Source organism: Gemmatimonadaceae bacterium (assembly GCA_036273715.1).
Lineage (GTDB): Bacteria > Gemmatimonadota > Gemmatimonadetes > Gemmatimonadales > Gemmatimonadaceae > JADGGM01.
In genome coordinates this window covers 13,829-28,797 of the sequence record DASUHB010000007.1, presented here as the reverse complement: position 1 = coordinate 28,797, position 14,969 = coordinate 13,829, and the positions used below count along the sequence as shown (strand labels likewise).

Annotated in this window: 12 protein-coding genes; 10 read left to right on the top strand and 2 right to left on the bottom strand. The window is 65.1% G+C overall.

The features are described from left to right. The 4 genes from rpoC to rpsG form a co-directional block, all read left to right on the top strand. Positions 1-3,280: DNA-directed RNA polymerase subunit beta' (gene rpoC, locus VFW04_01030; protein HEX5177886.1), on the top strand; the 3,280-nt coding region annotated here is incomplete at its 5' end. A gap of 126 nt (positions 3,281-3,406) precedes the next feature. Continuing rightward, a complete protein-coding gene (locus VFW04_01025) occupies positions 3,407-3,907 on the top strand; it encodes an energy transducer TonB (GenBank protein ID HEX5177885.1) in 501 nt (166 codons plus the stop codon). Positions 3,908-4,011: 104 nt separating this feature from the next. Next, entirely contained in the window at positions 4,012-4,404 is a 393-nt protein-coding gene (gene rpsL / locus VFW04_01020; GenBank protein HEX5177884.1) for a 30S ribosomal protein S12, read from the top strand. After that, positions 4,401-4,871: a 30S ribosomal protein S7 gene (rpsG, locus tag VFW04_01015; protein ID HEX5177883.1), complete on the top strand. Its 471-nt coding sequence runs from the start codon at positions 4,401-4,403 to the stop codon at positions 4,869-4,871. Before rpsL ends, rpsG begins: the two co-directional genes overlap by 4 nt. 102 nt (positions 4,872-4,973) lie before the next feature. Here rpsG and VFW04_01010 read toward each other — a convergent pair whose 3' ends face one another. Beyond that, on the bottom strand, positions 4,974-7,310 hold the full coding sequence (locus VFW04_01010; protein HEX5177882.1) for a DPP IV N-terminal domain-containing protein: 2,337 nt from the start codon (positions 7,308-7,310) through the stop codon (positions 4,974-4,976). Positions 7,311-7,876: 566 nt separating this feature from the next. Between VFW04_01010 and VFW04_01005 the strand changes: the two genes are divergently transcribed. Beyond that, complete coding sequence (locus tag VFW04_01005; protein ID HEX5177881.1) at positions 7,877-8,221, top strand: PqqD family protein; 345 nt, start codon at positions 7,877-7,879, stop codon at positions 8,219-8,221. 85 nt (positions 8,222-8,306) lie between these two features. Here VFW04_01005 and VFW04_01000 read toward each other — a convergent pair whose 3' ends face one another. Beyond that, positions 8,307-8,615: a hypothetical protein gene (locus tag VFW04_01000; GenBank protein ID HEX5177880.1), complete on the bottom strand. Its 309-nt coding sequence runs from the start codon at positions 8,613-8,615 to the stop codon at positions 8,307-8,309. 14 nt (positions 8,616-8,629) lie between these two features. On the opposite strand from VFW04_01000, the gene VFW04_00995 reads away from it, so the two are divergent. The 5 genes from VFW04_00995 (at position 8,630) to VFW04_00975 (ending at position 14,951) form a co-directional block, all read left to right on the top strand. Then, on the top strand, positions 8,630-10,609 hold the full coding sequence (locus VFW04_00995) for an asparagine synthase-related protein (protein HEX5177879.1): 1,980 nt from the start codon (positions 8,630-8,632) through the stop codon (positions 10,607-10,609). Positions 10,610-10,921: 312 nt separating this feature from the next. After that, positions 10,922-11,872 carry a hypothetical protein gene (locus VFW04_00990; GenBank protein HEX5177878.1) on the top strand — a complete coding sequence of 317 codons (951 nt, stop codon included), beginning with the start codon at positions 10,922-10,924 and terminating at the stop codon, positions 11,870-11,872. After that, positions 11,869-12,948: an ABC transporter ATP-binding protein gene (locus VFW04_00985; protein ID HEX5177877.1), complete on the top strand. Its 1,080-nt coding sequence runs from the start codon at positions 11,869-11,871 to the stop codon at positions 12,946-12,948. The genes VFW04_00990 and VFW04_00985 overlap by 4 nt, the downstream gene beginning before the upstream one ends. After that, positions 12,941-13,741: an ABC transporter permease gene (locus tag VFW04_00980; protein ID HEX5177876.1), complete on the top strand. Its 801-nt coding sequence runs from the start codon at positions 12,941-12,943 to the stop codon at positions 13,739-13,741. The genes VFW04_00985 and VFW04_00980 overlap by 8 nt, the downstream gene beginning before the upstream one ends. Next, a complete protein-coding gene (locus tag VFW04_00975) occupies positions 13,728-14,951 on the top strand; it encodes a nucleotidyltransferase family protein (protein ID HEX5177875.1) in 1,224 nt (407 codons plus the stop codon). The genes VFW04_00980 and VFW04_00975 overlap by 14 nt, the downstream gene beginning before the upstream one ends. Positions 14,952-14,969 lie beyond the last annotated feature (18 nt).

Sequence of the window (14,969 nt, the reverse complement as noted above, 5' to 3'; positions counted from 1 at the left end):
CGGCAAGCGTCCGCTCAAGTCGCTGTCCGACATGCTCAAGGGGAAGCAGGGGCGGTTCCGCCAGAACCTCCTCGGCAAGCGCGTCGACTACTCCGGCCGGTCGGTGATCGTGGTGGGTCCGGAACTGCGCCTTCATCAGTGCGGTCTGCCGAAGGCGATGGCGCTTGAATTGTTCAAGCCGTTCATCATTCACAAGCTCGTCGAGAAGGGAATCGCCGAGACGGTGAAGCGCGCCAAGAAGATCGTGGAACGCGAGAGCCCCGAGGTCTACGAGATCCTCGAAGAGATCATCCGCGACCACCCGGTGCTCCTCAACCGCGCGCCGACGCTCCATCGGTTAGGCATCCAGGCGTTCGAGCCGGTGCTGGTCGAGGGCAAGGCCATTCGCATCCACCCGCTCGTCTGCGCAGCGTTCAACGCCGACTTCGACGGCGACCAGATGGCGGTGCACGTGCCGCTGTCGTTCGAGTCGCAGCTCGAGTCGCGGTTGCTGATGCTGTCGTCGAACAACATCCTCAAGCCGTCGGACGGCCGCCCCGTGGCGGAGCCCAGCCAGGACATCGTGCTCGGCTGCTACTTCCTGACCAAGGGTCCGTTGGATTTCGAGGCGCGGCTCAAGAACGCCCCGCGCTTCTCGACGCTGGCCGAAGTGGAAATGGGCCTTGCGTTAGGCAACGTCCAGTTCCAGAGCCCCGTGCGGTACCTGGTGCGCGATGCCCGCGGCGCACGCTGGGTGGACACGACCGTCGGACGCGTGCTGTTCAACAGCATCGTCCCGCCGGCGTTGGGCTTTCAGAACCGCGAGATGAAAAAGAAGGCGCTCTCGGAGCTCGTGTTCGAGGCCTACCGCAAGGAAGGACTCGCCAGCACCGTGCAGTTCCTCGACCGTCTCAAGGAGTTCGGGTTCCGCCACGCCACCATGGGCGGCGTCTCGATCGGCATCGAAGACCTCGAGATCCCGGGCGAGAAGACCACGCTCCTGCAGGAGGCCGAAGCGCGCGTCGAGCGGTTCCAGCGCGCCTATCAGACCGGCAACATCACCAACGGCGAGCGCTACAACAAAGTCATCGACACGTGGACGCACGCCAATAACGACGTCGCCGACGCGATGGTGAAAACCATGGCCAAGGCGAAGAACGGCTTCAATCCGGTGTTCATGATGTTCGACTCCGGATCCCGCGGGTCGCGCGACCAGATCCGGCAGCTTGCCGGCATGCGCGGTCTCATGGCCAAGCCGCAAAAGAAACTCACCGGCGGTATCGGCGAGATCATCGAAAGCCCGATCAAGTCGAACTTCCGCGAAGGCCTGTCCGTGCTCGAGTACTTCATCTCCACGCACGGTGCACGAAAGGGTCTGGCCGACACGGCGCTCAAGACGGCCGACGCCGGCTACCTCACGCGTCGCTTGGTGGACGTCGCGCAGGACGTGACGATCACCGAGGAAGATTGCGCGACGATCCTGGGACTCGAGGTCGGCGCCTTGAAGGAAGGCGAAGACATCATCGAGCCGCTGTCGGAGCGCATCGTCGGTTGCGTCGCCGCCGAAGACGTCGAGGATCCCCACGAGATCGATGAGTTGGGACGGCGCACGCTGCTCGCCGAAGCCGGCCAGCTCATCGACGAAGAGATGTCGCGTGCCATCGAAGACGCCGGCATCGAAACCGTTCGCATTCGCTCCGTGCTCACGTGCGAAGCGAAGCGCGGGCTGTGCCGCATGTGCTATGGCCGCAACCTGGCCACCATGGGTATGGTCGATTTGGGCGAGGCGGTCGGCATTCTGGCCGCGCAGTCGATCGGCGAGCCGGGCACGCAGCTCACACTGCGCACGTTCCACATCGGCGGCACCGCTGCTCGTATCGCCGAGCAGACGGCGCGGAAGTCGAAAGTGCCGGGCGTGGTCGAGTTCGGCGAACGGCTGTCGCACGTTACCAATCCCGAGGGACAGAAGATCGTCACCTCGTACGAGGGGGAAATCACCATCCGCGCGTCCACCGAAAAGAACGCGCCGGTAGTGTCGCGCTTCCAGGTTCCGTTAGGCGCATACCTCATGGTCGAGGATGGCGCCGAGATCCGGCGCGACCAGGTAGTGTTCACGTGGGATCCGTACACGAACCCCATCATCGCCGACGTCGACGGCACGATTCGCTTCGTCGACATCGTCGAGGATGAAACGGTGACCGAGGAGCTCGACGAGCTCACCGGGTTGCGCCAGCGGGTGATCATCGAGGACCGCGAGAAGAAGTTGCACCCGCACATCGAGATCGTGCAGGAGAAGGGCGGGAAGGAGAAGCGCGTCCGTGACTTCGTGATCCCGGTGGGCGCACAGCTCACGGTGGAAGACGGAGAGAAAATCGCCGCGGGCAGCATTCTCGCCAAGATCAGCCGCGAAGCGTACAAGACGCGCGACATCACGGGCGGTCTGCCGCGTGTCGCCGAGTTGTTCGAGGCGCGGCGGCCGAAGGATCCGGCCACGATCTCGGAGATCGATGGCGTGGTCCGGTTCGGCGAGATCAAGCGCGGCAAGCGCGAGATCTTCGTCCAGCCGCTCAAGTTAGGCGACGGCAACCAGGCCGTGGTCGACGACAGCCAGGCGGCGCAGCTCTACGAGGTGCCGGCCGGCAAGCACTTGCGCGTGCACGAGGGCGACCGCGTGCGCGCCGGCGACCGTCTGTCGGAAGGTCCGGTGAACCCGCACGACATCTTGCGGATCAAGGGACCGCGCGCGGTGCAAGAATATCTGTTGAACGAGGTCCAGGAGGTGTACCGGCTGCAGGGCGTGAAGATCAACGACAAGCACATTGGCGTGATCGTCCGTCAAATGCTGCAGAAGGTGCGTATCCTCGATCCGGGCGACACCGAGTTGCTCGAAGGCGAGCACGTGGACAAGGGCACGTTCCGCGAGGTCAACGACCGGGCGCAGAAGAAGTCGCACCAGCCGGCCACCTCGGAACCGCTGCTGCTCGGCATCACGAAGGCGAGCCTCACCACACAGTCGTTCATTTCGGCCGCGTCGTTCCAGGAAACCACCCGCGTCCTAACGGACGCGGCAATTCGCGGCGCCCGGGACGACTTGTTGGGACTCAAGGAGAATATCATTATCGGACACTTGATTCCCGCGGGTACCGGGCAGTATCGGTATAGCGATGTCGAAATCGAAGGCGTGGAGCCGCCACCGCAGCCCGAGGTGCAATCGGCTCTCACCGAAGCTCCATTCGCTCCGCTGCTCACGAGTACCGCGAGCGCGATTCCGTCACCGTTCCCCTTGGGCGGCGACGAATAGCGGAGGAATGAGCGCAGGAACTGGCAAGTCTCGGCCCGGGCGACCTACGGTTGTCCGGGCCGTCTTGTTCGCCGGCCATGTGTGCCGGATGCATGAGCAGTCGACCAACTCTTACCGGAGGGTCTCATGCGCGGATCTGTTGTCGGATTCATTGGAGTGGGAGCGGTCGCGGTTGCGTTCGCGGTACCGGTGCGGAGCTCGGCGTCCGTGCGCGATGGACGGCCGAAGTGCGGCGGCCACGGTTGGGCGCTCAACCAGCTCGACACGTCGCACATCTATGACGTGGATGTGGATCAGCAGGCGGTGCCGGAGCGCGGCAATCCGCAGATTCCGTGGCCCGGCACCATAGGTCAGAACTACAATGGTACGGCCGAGGCCGACATGAAGCTGTCGGGCGATGCTTCAGTGGTTGGCAAGTTCGTGGTCGACACGATGGGTTGCGTCGACTCCTCAACCTTCAAGGTGGTCTCCACGAGCGACTCGGCGTTCACACAGTCAGTCGAGAGGATGCTGCCGAAACTGAGGTATGAGCCGGCGAAGAAGGATGGGAAGAAGGTGCGGAGCTGGGTGCTTTGGAAGTTCGCCTTCTACCGGCGGCACGGATCCGAGGCGCCAATTGGACCGTGATCGGTAAGAAAGCACATCTCAAGTAGTTGACACACTTTTCCGGGCGGTCTAACTTTATCGTTCTCTACCGCCCGTGGGGCGGCTTCGTTCGCGCTACAGAGGTTATGCCGACTATCAATCAGCTTGTCCGGCGCAGTCGCCAGGACGTCGAAAAGAAAGAGAAGGCGCCGGCGCTCCGGGGAAATCCGCAGAAGCGCGGCGTCTGCACGCGCGTATACACGACGACGCCCAAGAAGCCGAATTCTGCGTTGCGGAAGGTGGCTCGTGTGCGGCTCACGAACGGGTTCGAGGTCACGGCCTACATTCCCGGTGAAGGGCACAACCTGCAGGAGCACTCCATCGTGCTCATTCGCGGTGGACGCGTGAAGGACCTGCCGGGCGTGCGCTATCACATCGTGCGGGGGACGCTCGACGCGTCGGGCGTGAATGGCCGCAACAAGAGTCGCTCCAAGTACGGCGCGAAGAAGCCCAAAGCTGGTGCGGGAGGTCGCAAGTGAGCCGTCGCCAAAAGTCCATCAAGCGCCCGGTGCTCGCCGACGCGCGCTACGATAGCCAGACCGTTTCGAAGTTCATCAACACGCTCATGCTGCAGGGGAAGAAGTCGACGGCGGAGCATATTTTTTATGGCGCGATGGACCTCGTAGAATCGCGCACGGGCCAGCCGGGCGTGAACGTGTTCAAGCAAGCCTTGCAGAACTTGAAGCCGGTGGTCGAAGTGAAGAGTCGTCGCGTCGGCGGCGCGACGTATCAGGTACCGGTCGAAGTGCGTCCCGAGCGTCGCACCGCGTTGGCGATGCGCTGGCTGATGCAGTTCTCGCGCGATCGCAACGAAAAGTCGATGGCCGAGAAGCTGGCAGCCGAGGTGGTGGCGGCGTCCAAGGGCGAAGGCAATGCGATGAAGAAGAAGGACGACACGCACCGCATGGCCGAAGCAAACAAGGCCTTCGCGCACTATCGCTGGTAATAGACTGACGCCGCGGGCAAAACCCCGCCGGCATCGCTCGAAAACCGGGGGCACCGGACAACCGGATGCCCCCGTTCTGTCGTCACCGTTCTCCGCCTAACGCTAGAACAACGGCGCTCCGGGCCTGGGGCCGTGCACCTCGTAGCCGGCCGGCGGCTCCGCGCCCAACAGGTAGCGGACGAAATAGTCCCAGCGTCGCCGGATCATGTAGGGCTCGTTCCCGAAGCCGTGGCGCCGGTTAGGCAGCGCGATCAGGTCGAAATCCTTGTTGTGCTTGATCAACTCGTTCACCAGGAGCAGCGAGTTGTACGGCGGTACGTTGTTGTCGGTAGTGCCGTAGGCGATCAAGAGCTTGCCCTTCAGGTTCGCCGCCATGTTCTCGTTCGCCTGGTCGTCGTAGTTGCTCGTGCCGTCCGGCTTCTTCACCAACAACCCCTGCCACTTCTCGCCCCAGTCGTCCTCGTATTCGCGGTTGTCGTGGTTGCCTGCCTCCGACACGCCCACCTTGAAGAAATCCGGATACCGCAGCATTGCATCGGCGGTCGCGTAGCCGCCGCCCGAATGGCCGTAGATGCCCGCGCGGTCGAGGTCGATCCACGAATAGCGTTGGGCGAGCTGCTTCATCGCCGCGATCTGATCGGGCAGTCCGTTGTCGCCCATGTTTCCGTAATACGCGGCGTGGAATGAGTGCGAGCGCATCGGCGTGCCCATCGCGTCGATCTCCACCACCACGAAGCCCAACTCTGCCAACGATTGCGCATCGCCTCGCGACGCCGAGAAGAAGCGGGAGCCGACGCTGCCCACCTGCGGTCCGGGGTAGATGTGATTGATGATCGGATACTTCTTCGTCGAATCGAACTTCGTTGGGCGGAACAGCAAGCCGTACAGATCGGTCTTCCCGTCGCGGGCTGTCACCGTGATCGGGATGGGCGGCTTCCAACCGGCGGCCACGAGGCGCGAGATGTCGGCCGTCTCGAGCGGCATCACCGTGCGGCCGTTCTCGTCGCGCAGCACCGTCTTTGGCGGCACTTCGGGCGTCGACCAACTGTCGACAAAGAACCGGCCATCGGGCGACATCGACACCTCGTGGTCGGCGTTCTCCGGCGTGAGCAACTGGAGATGAGTGCCATCCAGGCGAATCCGGTACACCTGCACGAAATACGGATCGGTCCCTGGCTCGCGTCCCGCGCTGGTGAAGTAGATGGTCTTGTCCTTCTGGTCGACTCGAAGGACCTGCAGCACGTTGCCGGGTCCGGTCGTGATTTGCTTGACTAACGATCCCGACGCGAGGTCGTACAAGTACAGATTGCCCCAGTTGTCGCGCTCCGAGTACCAGATCACCTGCTTGAGCGTGTCGAGGACGCGCCAGTTTTCGGCGTTGTAGCCCGATTCGTAGAAGGTGGGCACCGACTCCTGCAGCACATCGCGCACGGCGCCGGTGGCTGCATCGGCAACGCGCAGCGTCTCGTGCTTGTGATCGCGCGACGTCGACACGAACGCCAGGTGCGACGCGTCGCCGCTCCACTCGACATCCGCGAATTTCCGCCCGCAGAGGATGTGATCGCAGGTCGTCGACCGATGTTGGTCGGGCGGCATCTGCAGGCGGATGACGCGCGGGCCATTGAGATCGATGATCACACGCTGAATGGTCGGGATCACGCTGTCGCCCGGCAGCGGATACTTCCATTGCTCGAGCACTGGGTGACCGACACGCGTCTCGACCAGGTACATCTCACCGACACCGCGCTGGTCCTGCTGGAACGTGGCGATTTTCTTCGAGTCGGCTGACCATGCAAGAACGGGCCGGTCGCTCTTGGTCCAACCGGCGTTGTCGGTCGCGTAGCCGAAATCCTTGACGCCATCGGTGGTGAGCTGCCGGTCCGTTCCCGTCGCGAGATCGCGCACCCACAGATTGTCGTTGCGTATGAACGCCGCCAGCTTGCCGTCGGGAGATACGACGTCGTCGCGGAGATCAGGCTGGGCCGGTTGCGGCGTGCACCGGTGGCCTGCGACGTCGCACGTGAAGGTGCGATGCGCATCGTCGGTCTCAAAGGTGATCGAGCGGCCATCCGCCGAGAACTCGAGACGTGTGATTGGCAGGTGCCATGCGTCGTAGGCGCGTCCGGCGGCAGCCGAGAGCGCCGCGGCGACGCGATCTTGATCGAACGCGCGCGTCCGCGTGTGATGCTGGGCGTCGACCAGCACGAACTCGTAACCCTGCGCCGTGGAGTTACGGTACCAGAATTTGTCCCCTGGAAGCCACGCGACGCGCACCGTTGCCCCCGAGATGAGCGGCGCCGTGTTCCACGCCAGAAATTTTTCGGCGCGGGCGTAATCGGCGGAAGTGACCGTCGCCGTGGTTGTTGCGGTCTGCTGTGAAAGGGCGGCAGGCGGCGCGAGAACGAGCGAGGCGAGCAGGAGTCGTGCGCTAGGACGCATCAGAATCCTCGGCGATCGAGGTGAAAGGCTGGGACGGTTTCGCGTTTCATGCGCAGCCGGTGACGTCCCAAGTACGTCGAAGCACGGCCGGGCGATGCGCAGCATTCGCGGGGCGAGCGTAAGACGGGGCACGAATCCGGATTGTGACAATTGGCCTTGCTGGATATGAGTCACGTGGACATGATGATTGGCGGCGCAGCCTGGGAATAGTCCCGGTCGCTCTTGGCCAGCCAATCGAGGAAGGGAATGGCGCCGGCTTGACGCCGGCATCCGTGTGGCGTGTTCGCAGCCCGGTGTAGCGAGGGCGCGAGGAGCGCATCGTCTTACCGAGCGCAGTGTTGCGCTTCGTGACAGGCGCGAACGACGAGGGGCGAGTACGGCTCTGGCTGGTGGGTGCTGCGCGATAGATTGGCACTGGCACGTTCGGTGCTCGAAACCCGTGGCGGGTTCGAAACCGAACCCGAGTTTCTGGTGCCGAAGTGGGCCTCGGACCGCGATGTGGCGGTACTGCTCGCCGAATGGCGAAGCAACAGACCGGGGCTCAGTATCCGCTAGCTGGGGACTGCATGCTTCCGGTTGCGAACCCGAACGTCATTTATAAGGCGTTGCTCGACGGCGAAGCCGTTCTTTTTTCAACCGAGGAAGAGGTGTACTTCGGTCTGAACGAGGTTGGAGCGCGGGTGTGGGAACTCTTGCCGCCAGCCACCAACTCCCTCGAAGAACTGTGTGCGGCGCTGTCCGTGCAGTACCCGGATGCCGATCCGGCCATGATTCGTGCGGATGTGACGGAGCTCATAGAGGAGCTTTCACGCCATCGGCTAGTCATCGCGCACGGCAGCGAGCGGACGGATGAGCAGAGTGACGAGACTCCTTCACAAACTGGCCGCACTGAGTCCGCGCGAGTGGGTTGACCTCCTGCACGCGCAGCTAGCGCTTCTGGCAGCCCAGGTACTGGTGTGGACGCGGCCGACAGGACGGCTCGTCAGCCATTCCGGGTCAGCCGAGGCCGGCGGTGCAGTGTCGGACTTTACTGTAGAGCCCGCTGAAATGGAACGAGCGCAGCAGCTTGGCTTGGCGGTGAGTCGTGCCGGGGATTACGGGGTGTTTCGCCCGCTGTGCCTGGTGCGCGCCGTCGCCGTCCACCGGATGCTCGAGCGACATCACATTCCTGGGAGCCGCATTCGCATCGGAGTCCGGATGCGCCGCGGACGGTTTGGCGCGCACGCGTGGGTGGAGTTGGCGGGTCGCGTGGTTGGCGACGACATCGAGCACGTCGGGTCCTTCGCCGAGCTGGCAGAGGTTCACCTGGTCGACGCGCCATGACCGCGATCCTTGGCGTGTTCTCGGCTGCCGAGGACAAGCGCACCGCGTCCGAGACGGTGGGGCGGCGCATGCTGGAGGTAATGCGTCGTCGCGGCGGCGATGTGAACGAGATTCGTTCGTTCGACGGCGCGATGGTGGCAGTGGCGCGTCACGCATGGGAATGCGCGCCGGATCTGGCCGGCGACACGCTGGTCGCCGAGTGGGATGGCTTGGTGGTGGCGGCCGATGCGTCGCTTTACTACCGCGCCGATCTGCGGGCTGCGTTAGGCAAGCGCGGCGTGGTGCCCGCCGGCGACGGCGCGGCGCACCTCATTGCGGCGGCGTACCGCGCCTGGGGCGATGACTGCGCCGCGCGTCTCGAGGGCGACTTCGCGTTCATCGTGTGGAACCGGAAGACCGGACGCGTCTGCGCCGCCCGCGATTTCGCGGGCAAGCGCACGCTCGCGTACGCGCAGTTAGGCGGAACGCTCGTCATCGCATCGACGGTCACCGGCGTGTTGGCGCATCCGGAATGTCCGGCCGAGCTCAATCTGGCCGCGATCGCCGCGACGGCCGGCGGCCTGTTCGCCGCGGGCCACGAGACCGCGTATACGGCCATCCAGAACGTGCCCGCCGGGTGGACGTTGGCGCGGCGCGCCGATCAACGCGCTGAGCTTTTCAGTCACTGGACGCCGCCTGGGGTTAACGATCGCGGACGCGGCGGCAGCTCATTCGCGGATGGCGCGCTGCAATTGCGCGAGTTGCTGGAGCGGGCGGCCGCGGAGCGCATGCCGCCACAGCAGCATGTCGCGGTCTGGCTGAGCGGCGGGTGGGATTCGTCCGCCGTGTTTGGCGTGACGGAGCAGGCTCTACAGGAGCGCGGTACCTCGCGGCTACTGCACCCGGTGTCGATGAGCTATCCCGTCGGCGATCCGGGCCGTGAGGACGAGTTCATTCAGGAGACGGCGAAGCGCTGGGGCGCCGATGTGCAGTGGGTGCGCATCACCGATGTGCCGTTCTTCGACCGTCCGTCACAGCGGGCTGCGCGGCGCGACGAGCCGTTTGCGCACGCGTTCGAGATGTGGCATCGCGCGCTCGCGCGCGGCACGCGCGCCGTAGGCGCGAGAGTGGCATTGGATGGAATGGGCGGTGACCAACTCTTCCAAGTGTCGGACGTGTACTTCGCGGATCTGCTGCGCACGGGACACTGGCTCGAGTTGGCGCGTGATTGGCGTGCAAAGGGTGGCGGGTTCAGGCTGCACGACGCGCGGAATTTCGTGCGTACGGTACTCGATCCGTTGTTGAGCGAGCGGGCGCGGCGCGCAATCACCGTGTTGCGCCGCGGTCGTCGCCCAACGGGATACCTCGAGCGTCGTCCGCCTTCGTGGATTCGCCGCGCATTTGCAGCGGAGCATCACCTCGAGGAGCGCGAGCGTGCATTTGCGCCACAGCAAGGACGCGTCAGTTGTGCCGCGTTCGAGACGGAGTGGTATTTGTCGCACGCGTATTTCCCGCGAGTGTTCGGCGCTGTCGCCGAGTTTGCGCTCGAGGAAGGCGTCGACCTGCGTTCGCCGTTGTACGACCGACGGGTGATCGAGTTCGCGGCGTCGCGGCCGCGGTGGGAGCGTTCGACGGGACGGGAGACGAAATTGCTATTGCGTCGGGCGGTGCGCGGCTTGGTTCCGGATACTGTGTTAGCACCGCGGGCCGCTAGGACCGGCATCACATCCGGTTATTTCGACGAGTCGATGCGCAAGCAGTTCCCGTTCCTCAGCAACGGGCTCATGCAAGAGTCCGCACTCGCAGACGTTGGAATAATCGATGCAGAGGAATTTCGTCGTTGGTCCGAGCATTACGTACGAAACGGAGGAGCACAGCTGGGTGTAACGTTGCTTTTCACATTGCAAGCAGAGATGTGGCTGCGTTCTCGCGTGCGCCCAGTGGATGCTTTGGTAGGCGAATTGAATATCGCGCGCGAGACAGCTGTGCGGAGTTAGATTCTGCAGTTGCCGTGCAGTATGCTCGACGGCCACGGGGGCCGTACTTTTACCGGGCAAGTGGCCCGGCCACACGACACAGGGAGGCGTCGCGTGTACCAGAAACCGAAAGTGGAGCGCTTCGGAACGTTCCGGGAGCTCACGCAGATCGGTCTGCAAGGATCCTCAGATGGCTACACCATCTGTGGTATCGGCGGAACCGGCAACAACTTCTGCGGCACCCCGGACAATCCGTGTCCTAGGGTGGGTTCCTGACGCTCCGTCCAGGGAGGTCGTCGGAATTCGGCGGCCTCCCTGGTTCCCCTCCTTCGCATGCCCGACTACTCGATCTTCGGCGGGTGTCTGCGCTCCGAGATCGTTTTTCCCGAGCTTCGTGAGTCGTCGGACGTCGCGCCTAACTGGATATTGTCCGCGCGGTCGACCGCGGCATCGCTCGAGGCCGCCGAATCGTTAGGCGAGCTCGAAGTGACGCCCACGTGCCGCGTCCGCATGTCCCGCCACACGGATGGGTACCGGCTCGTCTACGACGACACCGGCATCTACGACGTGTCGCGCGACGGGCGCCGCATCGCCTGGACCAGCGGACCCAATCCCGCACCGACGGCCGTGCGTGCCGACGTGACGGGACGTGTCCTGGCGACCGCGCTGCACGCCGCCGGTCTCCTGTGCCTCCACGGCAGCGCGGTCGCGCTCCCGGTCGGCACGATCGCGTTTCTCGCGCCGAAATTCCACGGCAAGTCGACGCTCGCGCTGGCGCTCGCCCGCGCCGGCGGGCGCCTGGTAACCGATGACGTGCTGCCGGTCGAGTTAGGCCAAGAGCCGCAGGCCGTGCCGGGCGTCCACCAGGTGAAACTGTGGGACGACACGGCCCGTCTGTTCGGCGTGTCCCGCGATGGCGTCGACGCCGGCGAGAAGCATCTCGTGCACGACTTCTCCGAGCAGCTGGTGATGAGCGAGCGGTCGCCGCTCGCCGCCTGCTACCTGCTTGCGCCGCTGCCGTCCGACGCCGCCGCCGAGGCGGCCGCGGTGCGCACGAAGCTCGGCGACATGGTGTCGGCGCTGGCGCTGGTCCGCCAGGCGACGCTCGGCGCTCTGTTAGGCGGCGGCGAGGCGGCGGTGCTGTTCGACCGCGCCGTGTCGCTGGCCAAGGCAGTACCCGTGTACCGGTTGGATGTCGCCCCAGGCCTCGATCGCGTGCCGGCGACCGTGGCGCAGCTGCTCTCGTGGCACGGAGCCACCCGCACGCCGGTAGTCGCGGCGTGACCGGGATCGCGACGCCGACACCCGTCCAGGAGCCGAGCGCCGCGACCGCCCGTCCGGTCTCGGTGTCGCTGGACGGGCTGAGCAAACGCTTTCCCATGCGTCGCGGCTGGATGGACACGCTCCGGCATCCGCGGAGCGTCACGTACGTGCCCGTGGTGCAACACGTGAGCGCCGAGGTGTATGAGGGCGAATTCTTCGGCCTGCTCGGGCCTAACGGAGCCGGCAAGACCACGCTGTTCAAGATGCTCGCGACGCTGATCTTCCCCGACGCGGGCACGGCGACCATCGCCGGCTACGACATCATCCAGGATGCGCCGCGCGTCCGGCGGGTCCTGGCGCCGGTCATTGCCGATGAGCGCAGCTTGTACTGGCGGCTCTCGGCGCGCGAAAACCTCGAGCTCTATGGGGTGCTGCAAGGACTCGATTCGCGCGCGTCGAAGGCCCGCGCCGACGACCTCCTGACCGTGGTCGGTCTCGACGATACCGGTCTCAAGATCGTCGCCTCGTTCTCGTCGGGCATGAAGCAGCGGCTGCTCATCGCGCGGGCGCTGATCGGTGGGCCGCGCGTGCTCCTGTTGGACGAGCCGACGCGAAGTCTCGATCCCATTTCGGCGCGGCAGTTTCGCGCGTTCCTGCGCGAGGAGATCGCGGGCCGTCAGCGGTGCACGGTGCTGCTGGCCACGCACAACACCGAAGAAGCGCTCGAGCTGTGCGACCGCGTCGCCGTTCTCGATCATGGGCGGTTGCTCGCCACCGGCACGGCCGAGCGACTGTCGAGAGAGAACGGCGACGAGCTGTACCGCTTGTGGACGCGCGGCGCGACTCAGCCGGCGATCGATGCTCTCGTTGAACGCGGCGTGGTGCGCGACGTGGATCTCTACGGCACCGACGATGACGGCTGGTCGATTCTCGAGATGGAAGTTCCGGGCGGCCCGGATCGCACCGCACAGGTTCTTGCCTTTCTCACGGAGCAGCACGTTCCAATCGCGCGCTTCGAGCGCGTGACCCTGTCGTTGGCCGATCTCATCGAGCGAATCGTGGAACGCCGTGGCGGCGCGGAGGCTGACGATGCGTGAGACCTGTGCGCTGATCCTCGCGTCGTGGCGGACCGCGTTGAGCTATCGGCTGTCGATGGTCTTCTCGCTCGTTGGCGTGCTGGTGAGCGTCGTGCCGGTGTACTACCTCGCTCGCGCCCTGCAAACGACCATGGCGCAAAAGATCGAGCTGCAGGGCGGCGAGTACTTCGCCTTCTTGCTCGTCGGCATGATCGCGACCGCCTTCATCATGACGGCCGTGAACGCGATTCCGGGCGTGGTGTCGAGCGGCATCGCGACCGGCACGTTGGAGGCGCTGTTGAGCACGCGGGCGTCCTTGACGTCGCTCGTGGCGGGCCTCATCGGATACGGATTCGTGTGGACCTCGCTGCGCAGCGTGGTGATGCTCGCCACCGGACTTGCGTTAGGCGTGCACCTCGTCTGGAGCGCGTGGCTGTCGTCGCTGCTCATCATGACGCTCATCGTGCTGGCGTATCTTCCGTTCGGCCTCTTCGCGGCCTCGCTCCAGCTGGCGTTCCGGACGGCGGGTCCCTTGCCGTCGATCGTGCTCATCGCTTCCAGTTTCCTCGGCGGCGTGTACTATCCGACGCATATCATGCCGTCGTGGCTGCCGCGGCTCTCGGATGCGATCCCGCTCACCTATGGACTGCGCGCATTGCGCGAGACGTTATTGGAAGGCATTCCATTCCGAATGGTCATCCCCGACGTCGCGACGTTGTTCGGGTTCGTCCTCGTGCTCACGGCGCTGAGTCTGTTCGCCCTTACGGAGGCGTTGCATTACGCTCGTCGCAGCGGAACGCTTGCCCAGTACTGAGCTGATTCCGATGCTCGATGGACTGCGGGGCGGACGTGCGCTTTCGCCTGAAGCGCGTCTGCTGCTCCTCAGCGCCGGCGGTGTCGAGAACGATGACGGTCTGCGCACGTTGTTGAGCGGGCCCATCGACTGGGAACGCGTGTGCGCACTGGCAACGCGCGAGCGCGCGGAGCCGGTGTTGTACGAGCGGCTGGGCAAAGTGTCGGTGGGGCGGGGCGCGCTGCCGGCGGGGGCCGCGCCGCTCGAGCGGCTGGGTCGCGTGTCGCAGTTCCGTATGATGCACCTCGAGCAGCGGTTAGGCGAATCGCTCGCCGCACTGGCGCGCGAGCGGGTGGACGCAATGCTGCTCAAGGGCGCGGCGCTGGCACTCACGGTGTACGGGTCGTTCGTCCGGCGTCCGATGTCGGACCTCGACCTGCTGCTGCGCGGCGGCGCCGCGGTCGCCGGCCGCGCGCGGGCGGCGCTCCTCGCATCGGGGTGGGCGACCACCGAGCTGGAACAGTTACACGAGTTCTTCGAGGGACACCAACACCTGCCGGCGCTCGAGGATGCGCGCGGCACCGGCGTGCAACTCGAGCTGCACACGGCGCTGTTCTTCGAGGGCCACCCGTTCCGGTTGTCGCCCGAAGACATCTGGTCGCGCAGCACACCGATCATCGCGTTCGGTCAGCGCACGAGCGTCCCGTCGGTGCACGACCAATTGTTGCACCTGTGTCTGCACTTCGCGTGGTCGCACATGATGGCAACCGGCGCGTGGCGCGCGTTCCGCGATCTGCACACGCTGGTCGGGACGGGCGACATCGTCTGGGATGATTTCGTCGCGCTCGCGCAGTCGAGCCGGGGCGGGAGCTGCTGTTACTGGACGTTCAGGCTCGCGGCGCAGTTGTCGGGCGTGGCGGTGCCGTCACAAGTGCTGGAGGCGCTCAAGCCGCCGCTGCCGGAGTTCGCGCTCGAGCGATTGGAGCGGCACTTTGCGGCGAATCTCTTTCCCACCGAACCGGTGTGTCCGTCCGTTGCGATGGCGTATACGATGTGGCGCGTCGGGGTGCGTCCCAAGTGGAGCGGGCACGGCGACGTGCGCCCATGGGATCGAACCGACGATCTCCTGTTCGATGAGACGACGCGCATGTCGGGGCCGCGGCGGTTGGCGGAGCACATGCGCAACGCGCGCGGGTGGGCGCGGTACGCGCGGGCTGTCCTGCGCGGGTAACGGCGGCGCGTCGCGCAC

Coding starts and splice junctions, on each gene's coding strand:
- VFW04_01025 (HEX5177885.1), top strand. CDS start 3,407: ATGCGCGGATCTGTTGTCGGATTCATTGGAGTGGGAGCGGTCGCGGTT.
- rpsL (HEX5177884.1), top strand. CDS start 4,012: ATGCCGACTATCAATCAGCTTGTCCGGCGCAGTCGCCAGGACGTCGAA.
- VFW04_01010 (HEX5177882.1), bottom strand. CDS start 7,310: ATGCGTCCTAGCGCACGACTCCTGCTCGCCTCGCTCGTTCTCGCGCCG.
- VFW04_01005 (HEX5177881.1), top strand. CDS start 7,877: ATGCTTCCGGTTGCGAACCCGAACGTCATTTATAAGGCGTTGCTCGAC.
- VFW04_00995 (HEX5177879.1), top strand. CDS start 8,630: ATGACCGCGATCCTTGGCGTGTTCTCGGCTGCCGAGGACAAGCGCACC.
- VFW04_00990 (HEX5177878.1), top strand. CDS start 10,922: ATGCCCGACTACTCGATCTTCGGCGGGTGTCTGCGCTCCGAGATCGTT.
- VFW04_00980 (HEX5177876.1), top strand. CDS start 12,941: ATGCGTGAGACCTGTGCGCTGATCCTCGCGTCGTGGCGGACCGCGTTG.